General features: G+C 66.6%; 15 protein-coding genes. 11 read left to right on the forward strand and 4 right to left on the reverse strand.

Features of this window, described 5'->3' with window-relative positions:
* The first annotated feature begins 44 nt into the window (after positions 1 to 44).
* A complete protein-coding gene (gene hisG / locus AB0B25_RS11405) occupies positions 45 to 896 on the forward strand; it encodes an ATP phosphoribosyltransferase (RefSeq protein WP_357177132.1) in 852 nt (283 codons plus the stop codon).
* 386 nt (positions 897 to 1,282) lie between these two features.
* Here the strand turns inward: hisG and AB0B25_RS11410 are convergent, their stop codons facing one another.
* A complete protein-coding gene (locus AB0B25_RS11410) occupies positions 1,283 to 2,194 on the reverse strand; it encodes a RecB family exonuclease (protein WP_357177133.1) in 912 nt (303 codons plus the stop codon).
* Between the two features lie 75 nt (positions 2,195 to 2,269).
* On the opposite strand from AB0B25_RS11410, the gene AB0B25_RS11415 reads away from it, so the two are divergent.
* The gene (locus AB0B25_RS11415; RefSeq protein ID WP_357177134.1) at positions 2,270 to 3,103 is read left to right on the forward strand and encodes a tRNA (adenine-N1)-methyltransferase; all 834 of its coding nucleotides are present in this window, start codon (positions 2,270 to 2,272) and stop codon (positions 3,101 to 3,103) included.
* A gap of 63 nt (positions 3,104 to 3,166) precedes the next feature.
* Here the strand turns inward: AB0B25_RS11415 and AB0B25_RS11420 are convergent, their stop codons facing one another.
* Entirely contained in the window at positions 3,167 to 3,673 is a 507-nt protein-coding gene (locus AB0B25_RS11420) for a hypothetical protein (RefSeq protein WP_357177135.1), read from the reverse strand.
* A 178-nt stretch (positions 3,674 to 3,851) separates the two neighbouring features.
* Between AB0B25_RS11420 and arc the strand changes: the two genes are divergently transcribed.
* From arc to AB0B25_RS11435, 3 genes are all read left to right on the forward strand, one after another.
* Positions 3,852 to 5,612: a proteasome ATPase gene (arc, locus tag AB0B25_RS11425; protein WP_357177136.1), complete on the forward strand. Its 1,761-nt coding sequence runs from the start codon at positions 3,852 to 3,854 to the stop codon at positions 5,610 to 5,612.
* Positions 5,613 to 5,708: 96 nt separating this feature from the next.
* The gene (locus AB0B25_RS11430; protein ID WP_357177137.1) at positions 5,709 to 6,344 is read left to right on the forward strand and encodes a TetR family transcriptional regulator; all 636 of its coding nucleotides are present in this window, start codon (positions 5,709 to 5,711) and stop codon (positions 6,342 to 6,344) included.
* Complete coding sequence (locus AB0B25_RS11435; RefSeq protein WP_357177139.1) at positions 6,337 to 7,860, forward strand: glycosyltransferase family 39 protein; 1,524 nt, start codon at positions 6,337 to 6,339, stop codon at positions 7,858 to 7,860. The genes AB0B25_RS11430 and AB0B25_RS11435 overlap by 8 nt, the downstream gene beginning before the upstream one ends.
* 15 nt (positions 7,861 to 7,875) lie before the next feature.
* Here the strand turns inward: AB0B25_RS11435 and AB0B25_RS11440 are convergent, their stop codons facing one another.
* The gene (locus AB0B25_RS11440; protein ID WP_357177141.1) at positions 7,876 to 9,945 is read right to left on the reverse strand and encodes an acyltransferase family protein; all 2,070 of its coding nucleotides are present in this window, start codon (positions 9,943 to 9,945) and stop codon (positions 7,876 to 7,878) included.
* A gap of 248 nt (positions 9,946 to 10,193) precedes the next feature.
* On the opposite strand from AB0B25_RS11440, the gene AB0B25_RS11445 reads away from it, so the two are divergent.
* Positions 10,194 to 10,676, forward strand: a complete 483-nt coding sequence (locus AB0B25_RS11445; RefSeq protein WP_357177143.1) for a TrkA C-terminal domain-containing protein — start codon at positions 10,194 to 10,196, stop codon at positions 10,674 to 10,676.
* Between the two features lie 6 nt (positions 10,677 to 10,682).
* Complete coding sequence (locus AB0B25_RS11450; RefSeq protein ID WP_357177145.1) at positions 10,683 to 11,864, forward strand: cation:proton antiporter; 1,182 nt, start codon at positions 10,683 to 10,685, stop codon at positions 11,862 to 11,864.
* A 231-nt stretch (positions 11,865 to 12,095) separates the two neighbouring features.
* Here the strand turns inward: AB0B25_RS11450 and AB0B25_RS11455 are convergent, their stop codons facing one another.
* The gene (locus tag AB0B25_RS11455) at positions 12,096 to 12,827 is read right to left on the reverse strand and encodes a peptidylprolyl isomerase (protein WP_357177147.1); all 732 of its coding nucleotides are present in this window, start codon (positions 12,825 to 12,827) and stop codon (positions 12,096 to 12,098) included.
* An 814-nt stretch (positions 12,828 to 13,641) separates the two neighbouring features.
* Between AB0B25_RS11455 and AB0B25_RS11460 the strand changes: the two genes are divergently transcribed.
* From AB0B25_RS11460 to AB0B25_RS11475, 4 genes are all read left to right on the forward strand, one after another.
* Positions 13,642 to 14,478, forward strand: a complete 837-nt coding sequence (locus AB0B25_RS11460; RefSeq protein ID WP_357177149.1) for a nitrilase-related carbon-nitrogen hydrolase — start codon at positions 13,642 to 13,644, stop codon at positions 14,476 to 14,478.
* Between the two features lie 18 nt (positions 14,479 to 14,496).
* Positions 14,497 to 15,918 carry a dihydropyrimidinase gene (hydA, locus tag AB0B25_RS11465; RefSeq protein ID WP_357177150.1) on the forward strand — a complete coding sequence of 474 codons (1,422 nt, stop codon included), beginning with the start codon at positions 14,497 to 14,499 and terminating at the stop codon, positions 15,916 to 15,918.
* 34 nt (positions 15,919 to 15,952) lie between these two features.
* Positions 15,953 to 16,990: a TIGR03842 family LLM class F420-dependent oxidoreductase gene (locus tag AB0B25_RS11470; protein WP_357177152.1), complete on the forward strand. Its 1,038-nt coding sequence runs from the start codon at positions 15,953 to 15,955 to the stop codon at positions 16,988 to 16,990.
* A gap of 207 nt (positions 16,991 to 17,197) precedes the next feature.
* A complete protein-coding gene (locus AB0B25_RS11475; RefSeq protein ID WP_357177154.1) occupies positions 17,198 to 18,505 on the forward strand; it encodes an aspartate aminotransferase family protein in 1,308 nt (435 codons plus the stop codon).
* Positions 18,506 to 18,848 lie beyond the last annotated feature (343 nt).

Here is an 18,848-nt window from a genome sequence, read left to right on the forward strand (position 1 = left end):
CGGCCGTCTGATCCCGTTTCTCCTCCTGAAAGGACTCCCACCTCATGCTGCGCGTCGCAGTCCCCAACAAAGGCGCCCTCTCCGAATCCGCGGTCTCGATCCTTGCCGAGGCCGGCTACCGCAAACGCACCGATTCGCGTGATCTGACCGTCCTCGATCCGGCCAACCAGGTCGAGTTCTTCTTTCTGCGGCCCAAGGACATCGCGATCTATGTCGGCTCCGGCGAACTCGATCTCGGCATCACCGGCCGGGATCTGGCGCTGGATTCCGCCGCACCCGTGCAGGAGCGACTCGCGCTCGGCTTCGGCCGCTCCACCTTCCGCTACGCCGCCCCGGCGGGACGGGAGTGGAAGGTCGAGGACCTCTCCGACAAGCGGATCGCGACCTCGTACCCGAACCTGGTGTCGAGCGATCTGCGCGGGCGCGGCATCGAGGCCGAGGTGATCCGTCTGGACGGCGCGGTCGAGATCTCCATCCAGCTCGGCGTCGCCGACGCCATCGCCGATGTGGTCGGTTCGGGTCGCACCCTCCGCCAGCACAACCTGGTCGCATTCGGCGAGACGCTGTGCGATTCCGAGGGTGTGCTGATCGAGCGCAGTGGCGCCGATCAACGCGACCGCGCGCGCAATCAGTTGGTTGCCCGTGTCCAGGGCGTCGTCTTCGCCCAGCAGTACCTGATGCTGGACTACGACTGTCCCAAGGAACTGCTCGACGCCGCGGTCGAGATCACCCCGGGGTTGGAGTCGCCGACCGTGGCGCCGTTGGCCGACACCGGGTGGGTAGCGGTCCGTGCGCTGGTGCCGCGCAAGTCGGGCAACGAAGTGATGGACCAGCTCGCCGATCTCGGCGCCAAGGCGATCCTGGCCACCGATATCCGCTCCTGCCGGGCATTCTGAACATTCGAGGCATCGGGTCACCGAGGCCGGAACCCCGAAGCGCCGGTACGTCGGGACGCGGCATCAGGACACCTCGGCGTAGCTGATCGCGGCAGCGATGGACATCTCCGAAACCACCGGGGTGCAGACGGTCGCGCGGATTGACGGCCGGGCACGGTGTCCGGCCTCGGCCGTCGTGACCAATCCGGTTGTCGGCCACGGGTTTCGACTCCGCTGAGCGACGAGTTCACGGTCTGGTCGTGATGCGGACGGGGCTTTGTCCCGGTGCGTGCCTGTTCGACATCATGGGAGATGGTCGGTGTGGCGGTCCTGATCCCGGCGGTCGCGATCATCGGAGCACACGGCAGTCCACTCGGCCCACGGCGGCCGCGACCAGGCGTGGACGCTCAGTCGGATACTGCGTCGGACAAGGTCTCGTCCGGTGACTCGTCGGCACCGCCGGTCGGCCAGCCCGGGTAGGGCGGCGGAGTCCCGCCGAACTCCGGGCACAGATGCTTGTAGTCGCAGTAAGAACACAACCAGCTCGGACTGGGCTGGAACTCGCCGGTCCGACCCGCGTCCAGGATGGCCGCCCACAGCGCCCCGAGCGTCCGCTCGAAGCGCAGCAATTCCTCCTCGTCGGGGGCATAGGTGAGGATCTGCTCGTCGGCCAGGTAGACCAGCCGTAGCTGGGCCGGCACGATGCCGCGGGTGCGCAGCAGCGCCAGTGCATAGAACTTCAGCTGGAACAGCGCCCTGGTTTCCTGCGTCGGTCCCGGTGCGCGACCGGTCTTGTAGTCGACCACCCGGAGCGCTCCGGTCGGCGCCGCGTCGATCCGATCGATGAACCCGCGCAAGAGCACGCCGTCGTCGAGCTCGACTTCCACCTTGGCCTCTCGCGACTCCGGGTCGAAGCGGGTCGGGTCCTCCAGCCGGTAGTAGCGCCGCACAAGCGCGCGCACTTCGTCGAGGAACTGTTCGAGTTGCTCGTCGGCGATCAACTCGTCCACTTCCGGCCGTTCGGCCCGCACTCGCGCCCAGGCAATCGGCACCAGTCCGTCGGCCCGCTCGGGCAGGCGGTCGGTCGAGGGCAGACCATAGAGGTCCTCCAACACCGCGTGTACCACCGTGCCGCGTACGGCGTGCCGCGACGGTGGCTCCGCGATCCGATCGATCGCCCGGAACCGATATTTCAGCGGGCACTGTTTGAAATCCGTTGCTCGCGAAGGCGACAGCGCGGGCCGCGACCGCCCTGCCCCGGCGTCGGGCGCGGGCGCCGGCGCGTTGTCGGCAGGGTGCGTGGATACGGGCGAGCACATACCTGGCAGGCTATCCGGCGGCACCGACACGCCGGTGCGCGACAGCACGGATTCGAACCAGCGGAACGGAGATTCATGACGGCCAGACGGACCGGGCCATTCACCATCGGTGACCGGGTACAGCTGACCGATGCCAAAGGGCGCCTGTACACGGTGGTCTTGGAGCCGGGCAAGGAGTTCCACACCCATCGCGGCGGCATCAAACACGACAAACTGATCGGCGCCGACGAGGGCAGCGTGGTGCAATCCACCAACGGAACGCCGTATCTGGCGTTGCGCCCGCTGCTGATCGACTACGTGCTGTCCATGCCGCGTGGCGCGGCGGTGATCTATCCGAAGGACGCCGCGCAGATCGTGCACGAGGGCGATATGTTCCCGGGTGCGCGGGTGCTCGAGGCGGGCGCGGGTTCCGGTGCCCTCACGTGCTCGCTGCTGCGCGCGGTCGGGCCGCAGGGGCAGGTGGTGTCTTACGAAATTCGCTCCGACCACGCCGAGCATGCCGTCCGCAACGTGGATACGTTCTTTGGCGAACGTCCGGCTAACTGGTCGCTGACCGTCGGCGATGTCGCCGACTACGCGGGAGAGCCGGTCGACCGGGCGGTTCTGGACATGCTCGCGCCCTGGGACGCGCTGCCCGCGGTGTCGAAGGCGCTGCTGCCCGGTGGCGTGCTGATCGTCTACGTCGCGACCGTCACGCAACTGTCCAAGGTCGTGGAGGCGCTGCGCGAGCAGGAATGCTGGACCGAGCCGCGCTCGTGGGAGTCGCTGGTCCGGCCGTGGCATGTGGTCGGACTTGCGGTGCGTCCGGAACATCGCATGCAAGGCCACACCGCCTTCCTCGTCAGCGCCCGCAGGCTGGCCGAGGGCACCGTTACCCCCAAACCGCAGCGTAGGCCGTCGAAGGGTTGAGGCCGCGGGGCCAGGCGATTTGCGGCTCCCGTGCCGCGGTCACCTGCCGAGCGGCCGCGTGGGTCAGGCCGGGACGCAGGGTGCCTGCGCGAAGCCGAGCATCAGGCAGCCGCTCGCGTCCGAGAGCTTCCAGCTACCGTCGACGTTCTCCCAGGACATCGGAATCGGGGGTGGGGCGCCGTGCGGGGAGGTGATGGTCACCTGGGCATTCGCCGTGTTGCCTTGGGTGGTGATGTCGGCGACCGCGAAAGTCAGTGGGTAGTTCTGCAGTCCCGCGTTCATCCGGTCGATGTTCGCGGCGCGCTTATCGCCGTCGACGATCAGCTTCGTCTTCTCGGCGGTGGCAACCTTCGGGTCGGCGAGTTCGACCAGCACCCCCTGCAGCGTCTCGGCGGTCGGCGTGCCCGCCGCATGGTCGCCGTGCGCGGGGGTACTCGACGCAGCGGCCGTGCCGGAGGGAGACGTCGCGGCGGAGTCGTCGGAGCCACAGGCCGCCAGTCCGACGGTCACGGCTGCTGCCGCTGTGACGGCGGCCACGGAAACGCGGAGAGTTCTGGCGGGAAGGAGCATCGTCAGCAACCTTTCGGCTTGGTCGGCGAGGGTACTCGCCGCAGGGGGTTAGGGGAGGCTAACATGGTTGCTCGGCCGCCGATCGCAGCCCAGATGTGATCACGAAGAAACCATGTCGGAAAGCGCGAATGGGTCGCGACCGGTAGCGTTGATAGACCGGGACTGGGAGGAGCAGCACATGAGCCCCATCGAGAATTCGGATTCGGCGGCCTGGAGAGAGCTCGAGGCAGTACGCGCCGAGGCGGCTGCACTCCGAAGGCAACTGGCCGATTCGCCGGATCGCTCACGGGAATTGGAAGCCCGCATCGATTCGCTGACCATTCGCAATACCAAGCTGATGGACACACTCAAGGAGGCTCGCCAGCAACTGGTAGCGCTCCGTGAGGAGGTCGATCGGCTCGGTCAGCCGCCGAGTGGATACGGCATTCTGATCGGTGTATACGACGATCAGACGGTCGACGTGTTCACGTCGGGTCGCAAGATGAGGTTGACGTGTTCGCCGAATATCGAGACCTCCACTCTCGAATACGGACAGACCGTACGGCTGAACGAAGCGCTCACGGTCGTCGAGGCCGGATACTACGACGCGGTCGGCGAGATCGGCACCTTGCGGGAGATTCTCGATGACGGCCGCCGCGCCCTGGTCGTCGGCCATGCCGACGAGGAACGTGTGGTATGGCTCGCGGGTCCGCTCGCGAAGGTCGCCGAGGTCGATGATCTGGACGACCCCGATTCCCCGATCCGCAAGCTGCGTCCCGGCGACTCGCTCCTGGTGGACACCAAGGCCGGCTTCGCGTTCGAGCGTATCCCCAAGGCCGAGGTCGAAGATCTCGTGCTGGAAGAGGTGCCGGACGTCGACTACGGCGATATCGGTGGTCTCGGTAGGCAGATCGAGCAGATTCGCGACGCGGTGGAGCTTCCTTTCCTGCACAAGGATCTGTTCCGCGAGTACGCGCTGCGTCCGCCGAAGGGTGTGCTGCTCTACGGTCCCCCCGGCTGTGGCAAGACGCTCATCGCCAAGGCGGTGGCCAACTCGCTGGCCAAGAAGATCGCCGAAGCGCGGGGTGAGGATGCCAAGGAAGCGAAGTCCTACTTCCTCAATATCAAGGGCCCCGAGTTGCTGAACAAGTTCGTGGGCGAGACCGAGCGCCACATCCGGATCATCTTCCAGCGGGCCCGTGAGAAGGCGTCCGAGGGCACTCCGGTGATCGTGTTCTTCGACGAGATGGACTCGATTTTCCGCACCCGTGGTTCGGGTGTCTCGTCGGATGTGGAGACCACGGTGGTTCCGCAGTTGCTCTCGGAGATCGATGGCGTCGAGGGCTTGGAGAACGTCATCGTGATCGGCGCGTCCAACCGCGAGGACATGATCGACCCGGCCATCCTGCGGCCAGGACGTCTCGATGTGAAGATCAAGATCGAGCGTCCGGACGCGGAGTCGGCGCAGGACATCTTCTCCAAGTACCTCACCGAGTATCTGCCGTTGCACGACGACGATCTGGCCGAGTTCGGTGGCGACAAGGCAGTGTGCATTCGCGCGATGATCGAACGGGTCGTCGACCGGATGTACGCCGAGAGCGAGGACAACCGCTTCTTGGAGGTGACCTACGCCAACGGCGACAAGGAGGTCCTGTACTTCAAGGACTTCAACTCCGGCGCCATGATCCAGAACATCGTGGACCGCTCCAAGAAGTACGCGATCAAGGCGGTGCTCGACACCGGCAACCCCGGTCTGCGCATCCAGCATCTCTACGATTCGATCGTGGACGAGTTCTCCGAGAACGAGGACTTGCCCAACACCACGAATCCCGATGACTGGGCACGTATCTCGGGTAAGAAGGGTGAGCGGATCGTCTATATCCGTACGCTGGTCACCGGCAAGAATGCCAGCGCGAGCCGCGCCATCGACACCGAATCGAACACCGGCCAGTACCTGTAAGTCTCCACCGACCCCGAAGGGCCGCGTTCTCCGCTGGAGGGCGCGGCCCTTCGGCTGTGTCGGAGCCGATGTGGCCGATTGTGCTAAAATTTGGCCGTGCGGCCAGAAACCAGTACGGGCGGTCGAAGAGCCTCTTTTATCGAGGAGGCCCGCCGCAGGCAGATCATCGCCTCGGCCGTGGAGGTGATCTCCGAGGTCGGCTACGGCAACGCGTCGTTGGCGCGGATCGCCGAACGCGCGGGGATCTCCAAGGGGGTCATCTCCTACCACTTCGCCGGCAAGGACGATCTGATGACGCAGCTGGTGATCCAGCTGTATGTCGCGGCGACGGAATACGTTGCGCCGCGGGTCGGTGCGGCAGGAGCAGCGCGTGACCGTCTGCTGGCGTACATCGACTCGAATCTGGCGTTCATCGCCGCGAACTCCGCTTACGTGACCGCGCTCATCGAAGTGGTGACGAACCTGCGTGACGCGGAAGGTAAGCCGAAATTTTCCTCCACCGACGGGGAACGCGACATCATCGTGCCGTTGGTCGACATAATGACCGAAGGCCGGCGTACGGGGGAGTTCGGGGAGTTCGATCCGCTGCTGATGGCGAAGTCGATTCGCGATGCCATCGACGGCGCGGCCGGGCGGGCGGTGCGGGAGCCGGATTTCGCGCTGGATGCGTACGCAGTGCACTTATGCAGAGTGTTCGACAGGGCGACACGACAGTGGGGTGGCGATGATTGAGGTTCTGGGCTCGGACCGGCGTGCTGGGGACACCCGGGGATCGGTGCCCCATTTCGCCTTCGGCGGCGTCGGCGTGGTGGCGGCGCTCGCCACGGTGGCGCTGGCGGTCTCGATCGCACGGTACGGATTCTTCGGTGACGAGCTGTATTTCGTCGCCGCCGGGCGCAGACTGGCGGTCAGCTACGCCGACCAAGGGCCGTTGCTGCCCGCGATCTCTCGCCTGATGGATCTCGTAGCCCCGAATTCACTAGTAGCGCAACGACTTCCGGCCGCATTGGTCACCGTGGCCGCGGTGGTGATCACCGCGCAGATCGCCAGGGAATTCGGTGGAGGCCGTACTGCGCAGGTTCTTGCCGCGGGCGCGTACGCCACCTCGCCGTTCCTGCTGGTGCAGGGTGATCAACTGGCCACCAACACGATCGACACGGCGCTGTGGGTGGTCGTGAGCTGGCTGGTCGTTCGCTGGGTTCGCACGCGTCGCGACAGCCTACTGCTGGTCTCCGGAGCGGTCACGGCACTGGACATGCAGGTCAAATGGCTGATTCCGTTCTTCTGGATCGCACTCGTGATCAGCGTGACCGCATACGGGCCGCGGGAGCTGCTGCGTCGCCCGATGCTGTGGTGGGGTGCGGCGCTGGTCGTCGTTACCGCGGCGCCCAGTCTGGTCTGGCAGGCGACGCACGGCTGGCCGCAGCTGCGTCTGGGAAGTGTGGTCGCCGCGGAACAAGCCACGATCGGTGGCCGCTACACCTGGCTGCCGCTGGCGCTCGCATCGGCCGGACTACTCGGCGGTCTGTTGCTGGTCTACGGGATATGGACGCTGTTGCGATCCGAATCCTGGCGGACATATCGGTTTCTCGGCTTGCTACCACTCGTGCTCGCTGTGGCTTTCCTCGTTACTGATGGACGCCCGTACTACGCGGCGGGCTGCTATGCGGCGCTGATCGCGGTGGGTGCGGTGGCCTGGACGAACAGCTGGCGCCGCCCCCGCAAGGTCGCGACTGTCCCGCTGGTCGTATTGTCTGCGTTGCTGCTGGTGTACGCGCTGCCGCTACGTCCAGAAGTCGATATCGAGCCGGTCGATACGCAGGCCGAGGCCGGGTTGGAGATCGCGCTCTACGGCCGTTTCGGTTGGTCGGAACTCGTGGCGGCGACGGCTGATATCTACCGTGCGCTGCCGGAGTCGGAACGGGCAACTGTCATCGTGATCGCCGATTCCTACTGGCAGGCGAGCGCATTGGACCTACATCGCGCAAGGTTCGGCCTTCCCGCCGTGTACAGCCCCAACCGGGGGTTCGGCTACTTCGGCACGCCGCCGGACTCGGCCACCACGGTCCTGTGGGTTGGTGGTGACGAGCCGGATGTGCGGCGGCACTGCGCCGATGTGATGCCGGTCGGGCATGCGGATGCCCGACTCGGCTTCCCTGGCGTCACCCGCGATGTCACCATCTGGCGCTGCGCGCGGCCGCGTGCACCGTGGTCCCAAGTGTGGCCGGACCTGCTGCGGATGGGCTGATCGGGTGCTGGCGCCTCACCACCAGCCCAGGATCGGGGACAACTGTCTGCCGAGTTCCGGTGCCAGCGACCGCGAATAGCTGGCGGTGAGGTGGTGCTCGTCGTGATAAATCAGAATGTTGCCTTCGGTGACCGCGCATACGTCGTGTTCGCAGACCGCGTCGCTCAGATCCAACGGAAACACGTTGGGGAACGCGGCGGCCGACTCCAGTGCCGGATTGATCGTGTTCAGGGCCGCCGCACGCGACATGCCGCAGCTGATCCGGTCACCCTGCTGGGCAAGGCAGTCGATCGCCCGGTATCGAACACCGTCGCGGCGCAGCCACGGCGTGTCACGAATCGCCAGCACGTTGAGTCCACGTTCGGCCAGTTGGTTCCACACGTCCAGATAATCGGCCGGGGTTTCGTCGCCGAGGTCGTCGCGTGGGCGGGTCGCGGTGGTGAACACCCACTCCGGCCGGTCGACGCCGAGGCGATCGATCACCTCGACCGACCAGTCTCGACAGTCCGGAATGGCCTCGCCCTTGTACGTGGGCTCCGCGGCCACCGTGAGTGGGCAACCCATCTTGAGGTATACGTCGATGCGAAAGCTGTGCTCGTGCCCTAGGACATCGAGGGCGGGAACCCAGTGCTCGGCGTGCGAGCTGCCCACTACCGCCATGGTGTGCTCGGCGTTCACGTCCCCGTAGGAGCAGGTGATCACGTCGCGGGTGTCCCAATCTGCGATACAGCCGTCCCGGGCCGGGTACGCGAGGTCGGCGGGCGCCTCGTACACGGTCGGCCGGGTCCGGGCCTTAGGGGTGTGCGCGCCGCCGACCAGCGCTTCCGCGCCGGGATAATGGATCGGGTCGAGCGAGGCCGTCGCCTTCGGCGGATTCGCCAGCGTCACGACCTGCGCGCCGACCGACACCGTGAGTACCGCGAGGCCGAGCGCCGCGACCACCTGGCCGGTGCGGCGATGGTGGACCGGCGCCTCGATGAGGGATCGTGCGGCCCGCCGGCCCCGCAGCGGTTCCTCGATGAACCGGTTCGTCAGATAGGCCAGCACCAGTGCCGCGGCGACGACGCCGAGACCGCCGACGAATCCGGCGGCGGCCGACCGGACCTCCGCGAGAACGAAGATGAGGACCGGCCAGTGCCACAGGTACAACGCGTAGGCCAATTCGCCGAGACGCACCGCGACGGATGTACCCAGTAGCCGGTTGGGCAGCGGCTGCTCGGCCTGGGGGAGATTGTTCCCCGCCACAATCAACAACACCGCGGCTCCCACCGGGAGCAGCGCCGCCGGGCCTGGGAACGCGTCGGCGCCGTCGATCAGCCAGCCGCACGTCAACACCGCGGTCGCGCCGAGGACCGCCGACAGCAAGCGTACGAAACGTGGCGCGGACAGCCACGGCGCTGTGACCGCGAGCAGCGCTCCGGCCAGTAGCTCCCATGCGCGCGCGACGCTGTCGTAGTAGTTCCAGCCCTGATGTATCGAAGTGCCGTGCGCGGCGTAACCGAACGAGGCCACCGCGAGCACGGTGAGGATGATCGCCAGAACCGGCCGGAGTGCTCCGGGGCCGGCCACACGCCCGCACACGCCCGCTACCAATGCCACACCCAGCAGCGCGACCAGATAGAACTGCCCTTGCACCGCCATCGACCAGAGGTGTTGCAGCGGGCTCACCGAAGGATCGGCGGCCAGGTAGTCCGACCAGGACAGCGCCAGACGCCAATTCTGGTAATACAGCAGCGATGCCAGCGTCTGCGCGGCGATCTCGGTCCACTGCGTGAAGGGGCGCAACAGTACGGTCGCCGTCGCCACCGCGGCCAACACCGTCACCAGGGCAGGAAGCAGTCTGCGGGCGAGCCTGCGCGTGGTGGGCGCGATTCGCACCGCACCGTGCGACTCCGCGCCGCTCAGCAACGAGCGGGTGAAGAAGAAACCGGTGAGTACCAGGAAGACATCCACCCCGCCCGAGACCCGCCCGAACCAGACGTGGAACGCGACGACCAGCGCGATCGCCACTCCGCGCAGCCCATCCAGATCGTGCCGGTAGGCATCCGCGGTCCCGCCCGGCGCTGCCGCGGGCGAGACGACCATTGCCGATCGTCGCAACCGGAGTACCGCACGGGCGACGGTCACCGGACCCGCAGCGCGTGGCCGGATCGGCGGACGGAGGTGACGTCGAAGTGGCGGCTCGATGTACGGGACACGTCACTCTCTTACCACGGGCGGCAAACCCCGGTCCATCTCGCGTAGTCGGAGTGTCGTGCGGAAAAGTGGACCGAATGCGGACAATTCGGTCACCCTGTCGCAGGTCGCGGACGCACGATGGCTAGGGTGGGGCGATGAACGTTGAGGTGACACCCCTGCCGGGTATCGGTGTGCGTAAGGACTTCCCGTTGACCGACGCACGGCGCCGAATCGGAGTGATCGATCACCGCGACGGCACCATGGACCTGATCGTGAGCAAGACCGACCACCCCGACGAGACCGAGCAGGTACCTCTGTCGGGCAAGGAGGCGGCCGTGCTGGCCAACCTGCTCGGTGCACCGCAGCTGGTCGAGCAGCTGCGTGAGGAACACCGCGAGTTCACCGGGCTGACAACGCGTCAGTTATCCATCCCCGACCGGTCCCGCTACGAAGGGCGGATGCTCGGCGAAACCCAGATACGCACGCGTACGAAAGCGTCCATCGTCGCGGTGGTCCGCGGTGGGCAGCCGATCCCTTCGCCGGGGCCGGATTTCACGTTCACCGCAGGTGACGTGCTCGTCGTTGTCGGTACCGCGGAGGGCCTGGAGGCCGCCGCCAAGATCCTGTTAGACGGCTGATCGGCGATGGTGGCACAGGAGACCGCGCTCGCGCTGGTGCAACTGGGCGCGGTGTTTTTCGGCCTAGGCCTGCTCGGTCGGATCGCCGCGCGCATCGGTTTGTCGCCGATTCCGCTGTACCTGGTGGGCGGACTGGTGTTCGGCACCGGCGGCCTCGTGGAGCTGCGGCAGGTCGACGAGTTCATTCACCTGGCCAGCGAGATCGGCGTCGTACTGCTGCTCTTGCTGCTCGGCTTGGAATACAGCGCGTCGGAACTGGTCACCGGGATGCGCCGGTCGTGGGCCGCGGGCGTTGTCGACGTCGTGCTCAACGCCACACCGGGCGTGCTGGTCGCCTTCGGGCTCGGCTGGGGTCTCACCGGCGCCATCGCCATGGCCGGTGTCACCTATATCTCCTCCTCGGGCATCGTCGCGAAGGTGCTCAACGATCTGGGCAGGCTCGGCAACCGGGAGACACCGGTGGTCCTGTCCATCTTGGTGTTCGAAGACCTGGTGATGGCGGGTTATCTGCCGGTACTGACCGCCGTGCTGGCGGGCGTCGGCTTTTTCGCCGGATTGAAGACGCTGGCGATCGCGCTGGTCGCGGTGACGGTCGTGCTGATCGTCGCGCTGCGCTACGGCCGCTATGTCTCCGCGATCGTCGACAGCGAGGACCGGGAGATATTCCTGTTGAAGCTGCTCGGCTCCGCGTTGTTGGTGGCCGGGGTCGCCTCCGCGGTGCAAGTGTCCGCGGCGGTGGGCGCGTTTCTGCTCGGCATCGCCATCTCGGACTCGACCGCGCACAACGCCACCAAGATCCTGGAACCGCTGCGCGACCTGTTCGCCGCGCTGTTCTTCGTACTGTTCGGCTTGAGCACCGACCCGGTCAGCATTCCGCCGGTGCTGGGCTGGGCGTGCCTGCTGGCGGTCGTGACCACCGCGACCAAGGTCGCCACGGGTTGGTGGGCGGCCAAGCAGGCCGGCGCGGGCCGTTACGGCCGGGCACGTGCCGGCACCGCCCTGGTCGCCCATGGTGAGTTCTCGATCGTCATCGCGGGCCTTGCGGTCTCCGCGGGCGCCGTTCCCGCCGAATTCGCCGCGTTGGCCACCACATATGTACTGCTGATGGCGATCCTCGGCCCGGTTGCCAACCGTGTCGTGGAGCCGGTCGTCGCGCTGGTCATCCGTCGCAAGGTCGCGGTGCCCTGACCCGCCGCGAGCCGTCGATCGGGGCTGGTGTCCTCCTCTGTTCCGATGTCTGGTTCGTTCACCACGCGTGATGGTCGGGCGCGTTGCTCGGATCAGGCAATCGCGGTGCGAACAGGGGTTGTGACAGCGCAGGTTCGGTCCGGCGCCACACGTCCTCGCCGATCCTGCCGATCCTGCCGAAGCAGCGGTGGCGGCGCCGAACGAGGCGCCGCCACCAGGTACTCGGAGCGGTCAGTTGCGCACGGCGGCAACAGAATCGAGAACGACGTCGACAGCGGGTTCGCCGTCACCCGAGCCGTCCTTGACGCCCGCGGCGGCGATCGACGCGAGCACGTCCAAGCCCGCGGTGACCCGCCCGAACGGGGTGTAGTTGGGCGGCAGCTGGGTGTTCTGGTAGACCAGGAAGAACTGACTGCCGTTGGTGTCGGGGCCCGAGTTGGCCATCGCGACCGTGCCCGCCGGATAGGTGGCGCCCGTCAGGTTCTCGTCGGGGAAGCGATAGCCGGGGCCGCCGGTGCCGGTCGCGGTCGGGTCACCACACTGCAGGACATAGATCCCCTCGGTGGTCATCCGATGGCACTTCGTGTGGTCGAAGTATTGCTCACCGGCCAGAAACACGAACGAGTTGACCGTGCGTGGCGCGTGTGCCGCGTCCAAGGCGATCGTCACGGTGCCACAGGTGGTCGTCAGGGTTGCCGTGTATCCGGCACTGCCATCGATCGTCACACCGGGCTCGGCGGTCCATTGCTTGCCGTTCGGTTGGCCGGCGGTCGGCGCGGCGCAGGTGGCAGGCGCCTGCTCCCGCAGAGTCCCCGGGTTCGCTGAGACGGCGCCCGCCGCGGACGCCACCAGCGTCGCGCCGACCGCCAAGACGCCGAGGACCCGCAGCATCCGCCACGGTACGCCGAGGCGTTTCACATGCCGATCGCTGTCGAGTTGTCGCACATGCACTTCGCTGCTCACCGCTAGAAATCTCCTTCAATCGGGTTGCGCACCGGACGATGCGACGCGAATCATTCCATCTCGCCTCGCCGAGCGTGGCCGTACGGTCCGATTGTCATATAACTCGGCGGAGGACGGGCGGCGGGCGTGCGGGCGGAGTCGGTGGTAGGTCGGGCGGTGGGGTGGTGACGACGAGTTCTGCGGTGAGCCAGTCGATGTCGGCGGTCGAGTGCCAATGCCCGACGCGGAAATCGCCCACTTGCGGAGACGGGATCACAGGGGTAACGGCATATTTGCCGGCAGCGTGCGCGAGACCCGGTGGAACCACACCGGATTCGTGCAAGAGGCGCCGGTCCGGCCGGAGGTCCCGTGCGCGCGAGTAGACGGAGATACGGCGGAAAGGCGTGCGTGATCGACTGTGCTGCGGTGCTAACGGCGAAGCGCGCGGCGACCAGGGAGTCCACCGGGTCGCGCTCACCGTCGAACACGGTGAGCTGTTCGGCGGAACGGTCGGTCCGCCCGGCACCTCGCGCCGAGTTCGGGAAGAACGCCGCGCCCAGGTAGCCGGCTTCGGCATCGCCGCTCGGTCCCGATCTCGACCGACCGCACCGCACCGTCGCGGTCGGCAGCAAGTCGGGTCGGTGCCGCGCGGTCGGTCGACGGGAAAGGATCGGGGGACGCGGACGAGCCGCTGCTGTGTGCGGGACGGTCGCAGGTATACACCGCGCCGATCCACGTCGGCCGTCGGGTGCGAATCCTGATCGACCCATGGTCGAAACTGGTTTCGCAATCTTGTAACGCAACCGAACCGATTCTCGGTGACGTATAACAAGGCATGGGAATCGTTCGAGCGGCGCTCGTCCAGACGAACTGGACGGGTGATAAAGAGTCCATGATCGCGGCGCACGAGGCCTACGCCCGTCAGGCCGCCGCGCAGGGCGCGAAGGTGGTCTGCTTCCAGGAACTTTTCTATGGTCCGTACTTCTGTCAGGTGCAGGACTCGAAGTTCTACGACTACGCCGAATCCGTGCCGGGGCCGACAACGGAGCGATTCGCGGCGCTGGCGCAGGAATTGGGCCTCGTCATGGTTCTGCCGGTCTACGAGCAGGAACAACCCGGTCTGCTCTACAACACCGCGGCGGTCCTCGATGCCGACGGCAGCTATCTCGGCAAGTACCGCAAGCACCACATACCGCACGTCGACGGGTTCTGGGAGAAGTTCTACTTCCGCCCGGGAAACATGGGCTGGCCGGTGTTCGACACCGCGGTCGGCAAGATCGGCGTCTATATCTGCTACGACCGACACTTTCCCGAGGGCTGGCGCGCACTGGGCCTGGCCGGCGCGGAGATCGTGTTCAACCCCTCCGCGACCTCGCGCGGCCTGTCCGGATATCTGTGGAAGTTGGAACAGCCGGCCGCGGCGGTGGCCAACGAGTATTTCATCGGCGCGATCAACCGGGTCGGTATCGAGGAGTACGGCGCCGACGATTTCTACGGCACCAGCTACTTCGTCGACCCGGAGGGCGCGTTCGTCGGCGATGTCGCCTCGGACACCGGCCCCGAGCTGGTGATCCGCGACCTGGACATGGATCTGATCAAGGTGGTTCGTGACCGTTGGGCCTTCTACCGCGATCGCCGCCCCGACGCGTATGGGCCCATGGTGGCACCCTGAGACATAGGTGGGATCGAGATGACGCGCACATTCATCCATGGCGGCACGGTGGTCTCGGCTACCGGATCGCAGTCGCTCGACGTGTTGGTCGACGGCGAGACCGTCGTCGCAGTCCTGCACCCCGGCAGCGCTGCTCTCGGTGCGGACCTCGCTGCCTCCGCCGAGGTTGTGATCGACGCGACCGGTAAGTACGTCATCCCTGGCGGCGTGGACGGCCACACCCATATGCAGATGCCTTTCGGCGGCACCGAAGCGTCCGATACCTTCGAAACCGGCACTCGCGCCGCCGCCTGGGGCGGCACCACGACCATCGTCGATTTCGTCGTTCAGAAACCAGGGGAGCGGGTCCAGGACACCCTGGGCGCGTGGCATCGGAAAGCTGCGGGTAGGTGCGCGATCGACTACGGCTTCCACCAGATCATCGGCGAGGTCGACGACGAATCCCTGAAGGGGATGAGCGAATTGGTGTCCGAGGGGGTCACGAGCTTCAAACTGTTCATGGCCTACCCCGGCGTCTTCTACTCCACCGACGGCCAGATCCTGCGGGCCATGCAGACCGCCGGTGAGCTGGGCGCGCTGGTGATGATGCATGCCGAGAACGGGATCGCCATCGACGTGCTGGTCGAGCAGGCGCTCGCGCGCGGCGACACCGCTCCGTACTTCCACGGCACGACCAGGCCGTGGCAGATGGAGGAGGAAGCCACCCATCGGGCGATCATGCTGGCTCATCTGACGGACGCGCCACTGTATGTCGTGCATGTCTCGGCCAAGCAGGCGCTCGCGCAGATCGCCACTGCTCGCGACCACGGCCAGAACGTGTTCGGCGAAACCTGTCCGCAGTATCTGTACCTGTCACTCGAAGAGCAATTGGGCGCACCGGGTTTCGAGGGCGCGAAGTGGGTGTGCTCGACACCGCTGCGATCCAGGGCGGAAGGGCACCAGGACGAGCTGTGGCGCTACCTGCGCACCGGCGACGTCACGGCCGTGAGCACCGACCATTGCCCGTTCTGCATGAAGGATCAGAAGCAGCTGGGTCTGGGCGATTTCAGCAAGATCCCCAACGGGATCGGTGGTGTCGAGCATCGAATGGATCTGCTGTTCCAGGGCGTCAAGACCGGGAAGATCTCGCTGGAGCGCTGGGTGGAGGTCTGCTGCACCACGCCCGCGCGGATGTTCGGCATGTATCCGCGCAAGGGTGTGATCAGCCCCGGCGCGGACGCCGACATCGTGATCTACGACCCGGCCGGCCATACCAGCATCGGGGTCGGCAAGACCCACCACATGAACATGGACTATTCGGCCTACGAAGGATTCGAGGTCGATGGCCACGTCGACACGGTGCTGTCCCGCGGCCGGGTGATCGTCGACGCCGGCGCCTACAACGGTAGCGCCGGGCACGGCCGGTTCGTCGCACGCGACCTATCGCAGAACCTGATCTGACGACGGATTCCGACCCACGAACGGAGAGTGCCGCATGGACATCGGTGTGGTGCTGCAATGCACGCCTCCCGCCGCGCGTGTGGTCGAGCTGGCCAGACTCGCGGAGACACATGGATTCTCGCACGTCTGGACGTTCGACTCGCATCTGCTCTGGCAGGAGCCCTATGTCATCCATAGCCAGATCCTGGCCGCAACCCGCAAGGTTGTGGTCGGCCCGATGGTGACCAACCCGACCACGCGCGACTGGACGGTCACCGCGTCGACCTTCGCCACGCTCAACGACATGTTCGGAAATCGCACCCTGTGCGGAATCGGCCGCGGCGACTCGGCCGTGCGGACTCTCGGCGGTAAACCCGCCACCCTGGCCACGCTGCGGGAATCAGTCGAGGTGATCCGGGAACTCGGCAACGGTCGCAGCGCGCGGGTAGGTGATTCCGTCGTTCGTCTGCCGTGGGCAGCCGAGTCCAGGCTGGAGGTGTGGGTGGCGGGCTACGGACCCCGTGTTCTCGATCTCGCCGGTGCGGTGGCCGATGGATTCATTCTGCAATTGGCCGATCCGGACATCACGGCGTGGACCATAGCGCGGGTGCGGGCAGCCGCCGAACGCGTAGGCCGCGACCCGGCGACGGTCCGGATCTGCACCGCTGCACCGGCATACGTCACCGACGGATCGGACGCGATGCTGGCACACGCCAGGCAGCAGTGCCGGTGGTTCGGGGCGATGGTCGGCAACCACGTCGCGGACATCGTGGCGAAATACGGTACCGGCACCGATATTCCGGCCGCGCTCACCGATTACATCCAGGGCAGACAGGGCTACGACTACAACCAGCACGGTCGTGCGGGCAACGTGCATGCCGAGTTCGTGCCCGACGCCATCGTGGACCGCTTCTGCCTGCTCGGCACACCCGACGACCAGCTGGCCCGGCTGCGCGAGCTGGAGCAGCTCGGTGTCGACCAGTTCGCCGTCTATCTCCAGCACGACGCGAAAACCGCGACGCTGGAGGCGTACGGCGAATCGGTGCTGCCGTGCCTGGCCCAGCCGGTGATCGCCACCGAGGCGGTCGATTGAGCCGCGGCGGCAGCTGGCCCGTCGTCTATCGGAACCCTGCGCGGCGCGGCATGGAAAGGCGCGGCTGCCGTGGCAGGACCCCGGACGGCGCCTGCACCAGCGGGTACGTTACCAAGGCGCTGGACCTCTCGAAGTCCGGCGGAAACGATGTCACCGGGGCCGGTTACCCGCCGCAACAGGTGACCTTGACAGAAGGTGGTAAGTAGCGTGGCCGATCACGTTTTCTATCCCTGGAGTGTCCAGGCCGAGGTGAACCCAGTGCCGATCACCGGGGCATCCGGCTCGTACTTCTGGGACGCGACCGGCAAGCGCTATCTCGACTTCTCCTCCCAGTTGGTGAACGTCAACATCGGTCACCAGCAACCGGACGTCGTCGCGGCGATCGTGGCGCAGGCACAGCGGCTCAGCACCATCTCGCCGACCGTCGGCAACGAGGCACGTAGCGAGCTGGCCCGGCTGATCGTCGAGCGCGCACCCGGCGAGTTGAATCGGATTCTGTTCACCACCGGTGGCGCAGAGGCGGTCGAGCACGCGGTGCGGCTGGCCCGCAGTTATACCGGGCGCACGAAGATGCTCGCAGCGTATCGCTCTTACCACGGTGGTACGGGTGTCGCGATCGGCCTCACCGGCGAACCCCGCCGCTGGGGCGCGGAGCCGACCAATGTCGACGTGGTGCGATTCTTCGGACCGTATCCCTACCGATCGCCGTGGGCCACGGCGACCCCCGAGGAGGAGACCGCCGCCGCGCTGGCCCATCTGCGACAGGTGATCGAATTGGAAGGCCCGCAGCACATCGCGGGGCTGATCCTGGAGACGGTGGTCGGCACCAACGGCGTGCTTGTTCCCCCGCCCGGCTATCTGGCCGGTGTGCGCGCGCTGTGCGACGAGTTCGGCATCGTGTACATCGCCGATGAGGTGATGGTCGGTTTCGGCAGGGTGGGTGAGTGGTTCGCGGTCCAGGCTTTCGACGTCGCACCTGATCTGATCACGTTCGCCAAGGGCGTGAACTCCGGCTATGTCCCGCTCGGCGGCGTGCTCATCGCGGAAAAGATCGCTGAGCGCTACGACCACACGGTGTATCCGGGTGGTCTCACGTATGCCGGGCATCCGCTGGCCTGCGCGGCCGGCGTTGCCTCGATCGAGGTTTTCGAGCGCGACGGCATTCTCGACCACGTTCGCTCGGTGGGCGCCGATGTGCTCGGAAAGGGGTTGCAAGAGTTGGCTGCCCGGCATCCGAGTGTCGGCGAGGTGCGCGGGCTCGGCTTCTTCTGGGCCCTGGAACTGGTCCGTGACCCCGCCACCAGGGAACCGCTCGTCCCGTTCGCCGCGGCGGGCGCGGCGGCCGCGCCGATGGCCGCGGTCACCGCCGCGGCGAAGGATCGCGGGTTGTGGCCGTTCAATGCGGGCAATCGTTTTCAGATCGCGCCGCCGCTGACCACCACCGCGGACGAACTGCGCACCGGTGTGGCAATCATCGACGAAGTGCTGGAGGTTGCTGACGGCTTCACGAGCTGACTGTCCTGTGTTGTCGCGGCGCTCGGGGCGCCGAACCGGTGAAATCTTGCCGGCCTGGACCCCGCGCGCCTGGCGGCCCGGTCACCGATCACATCGCTGAACTCATCCCGCTGTGGAGAGGCGGCACACAGCAATACCCAGGGTCGTGCGACACATCGGCGTTGCCAGCCGGCGGCCGCGGACAGCTCGACGAAAGACCGCATCAGTCTCTCGGCTGGGAGTAGGCCGTGGGCTGATACTTGTCGGGTGATTGCGCATTCAGCCGGGCCCAATTCAGCGAACTCCTGTCGGTTCTGTGGTGGACATCCCGATGATGTCGGGCTACTGCGGTCCTTGTCTGCGT

The sequence above is a fragment of the Nocardia sp. NPDC049190 genome, from assembly GCF_040648115.1.
Taxonomy (GTDB): domain Bacteria; phylum Actinomycetota; class Actinomycetes; order Mycobacteriales; family Mycobacteriaceae; genus Nocardia.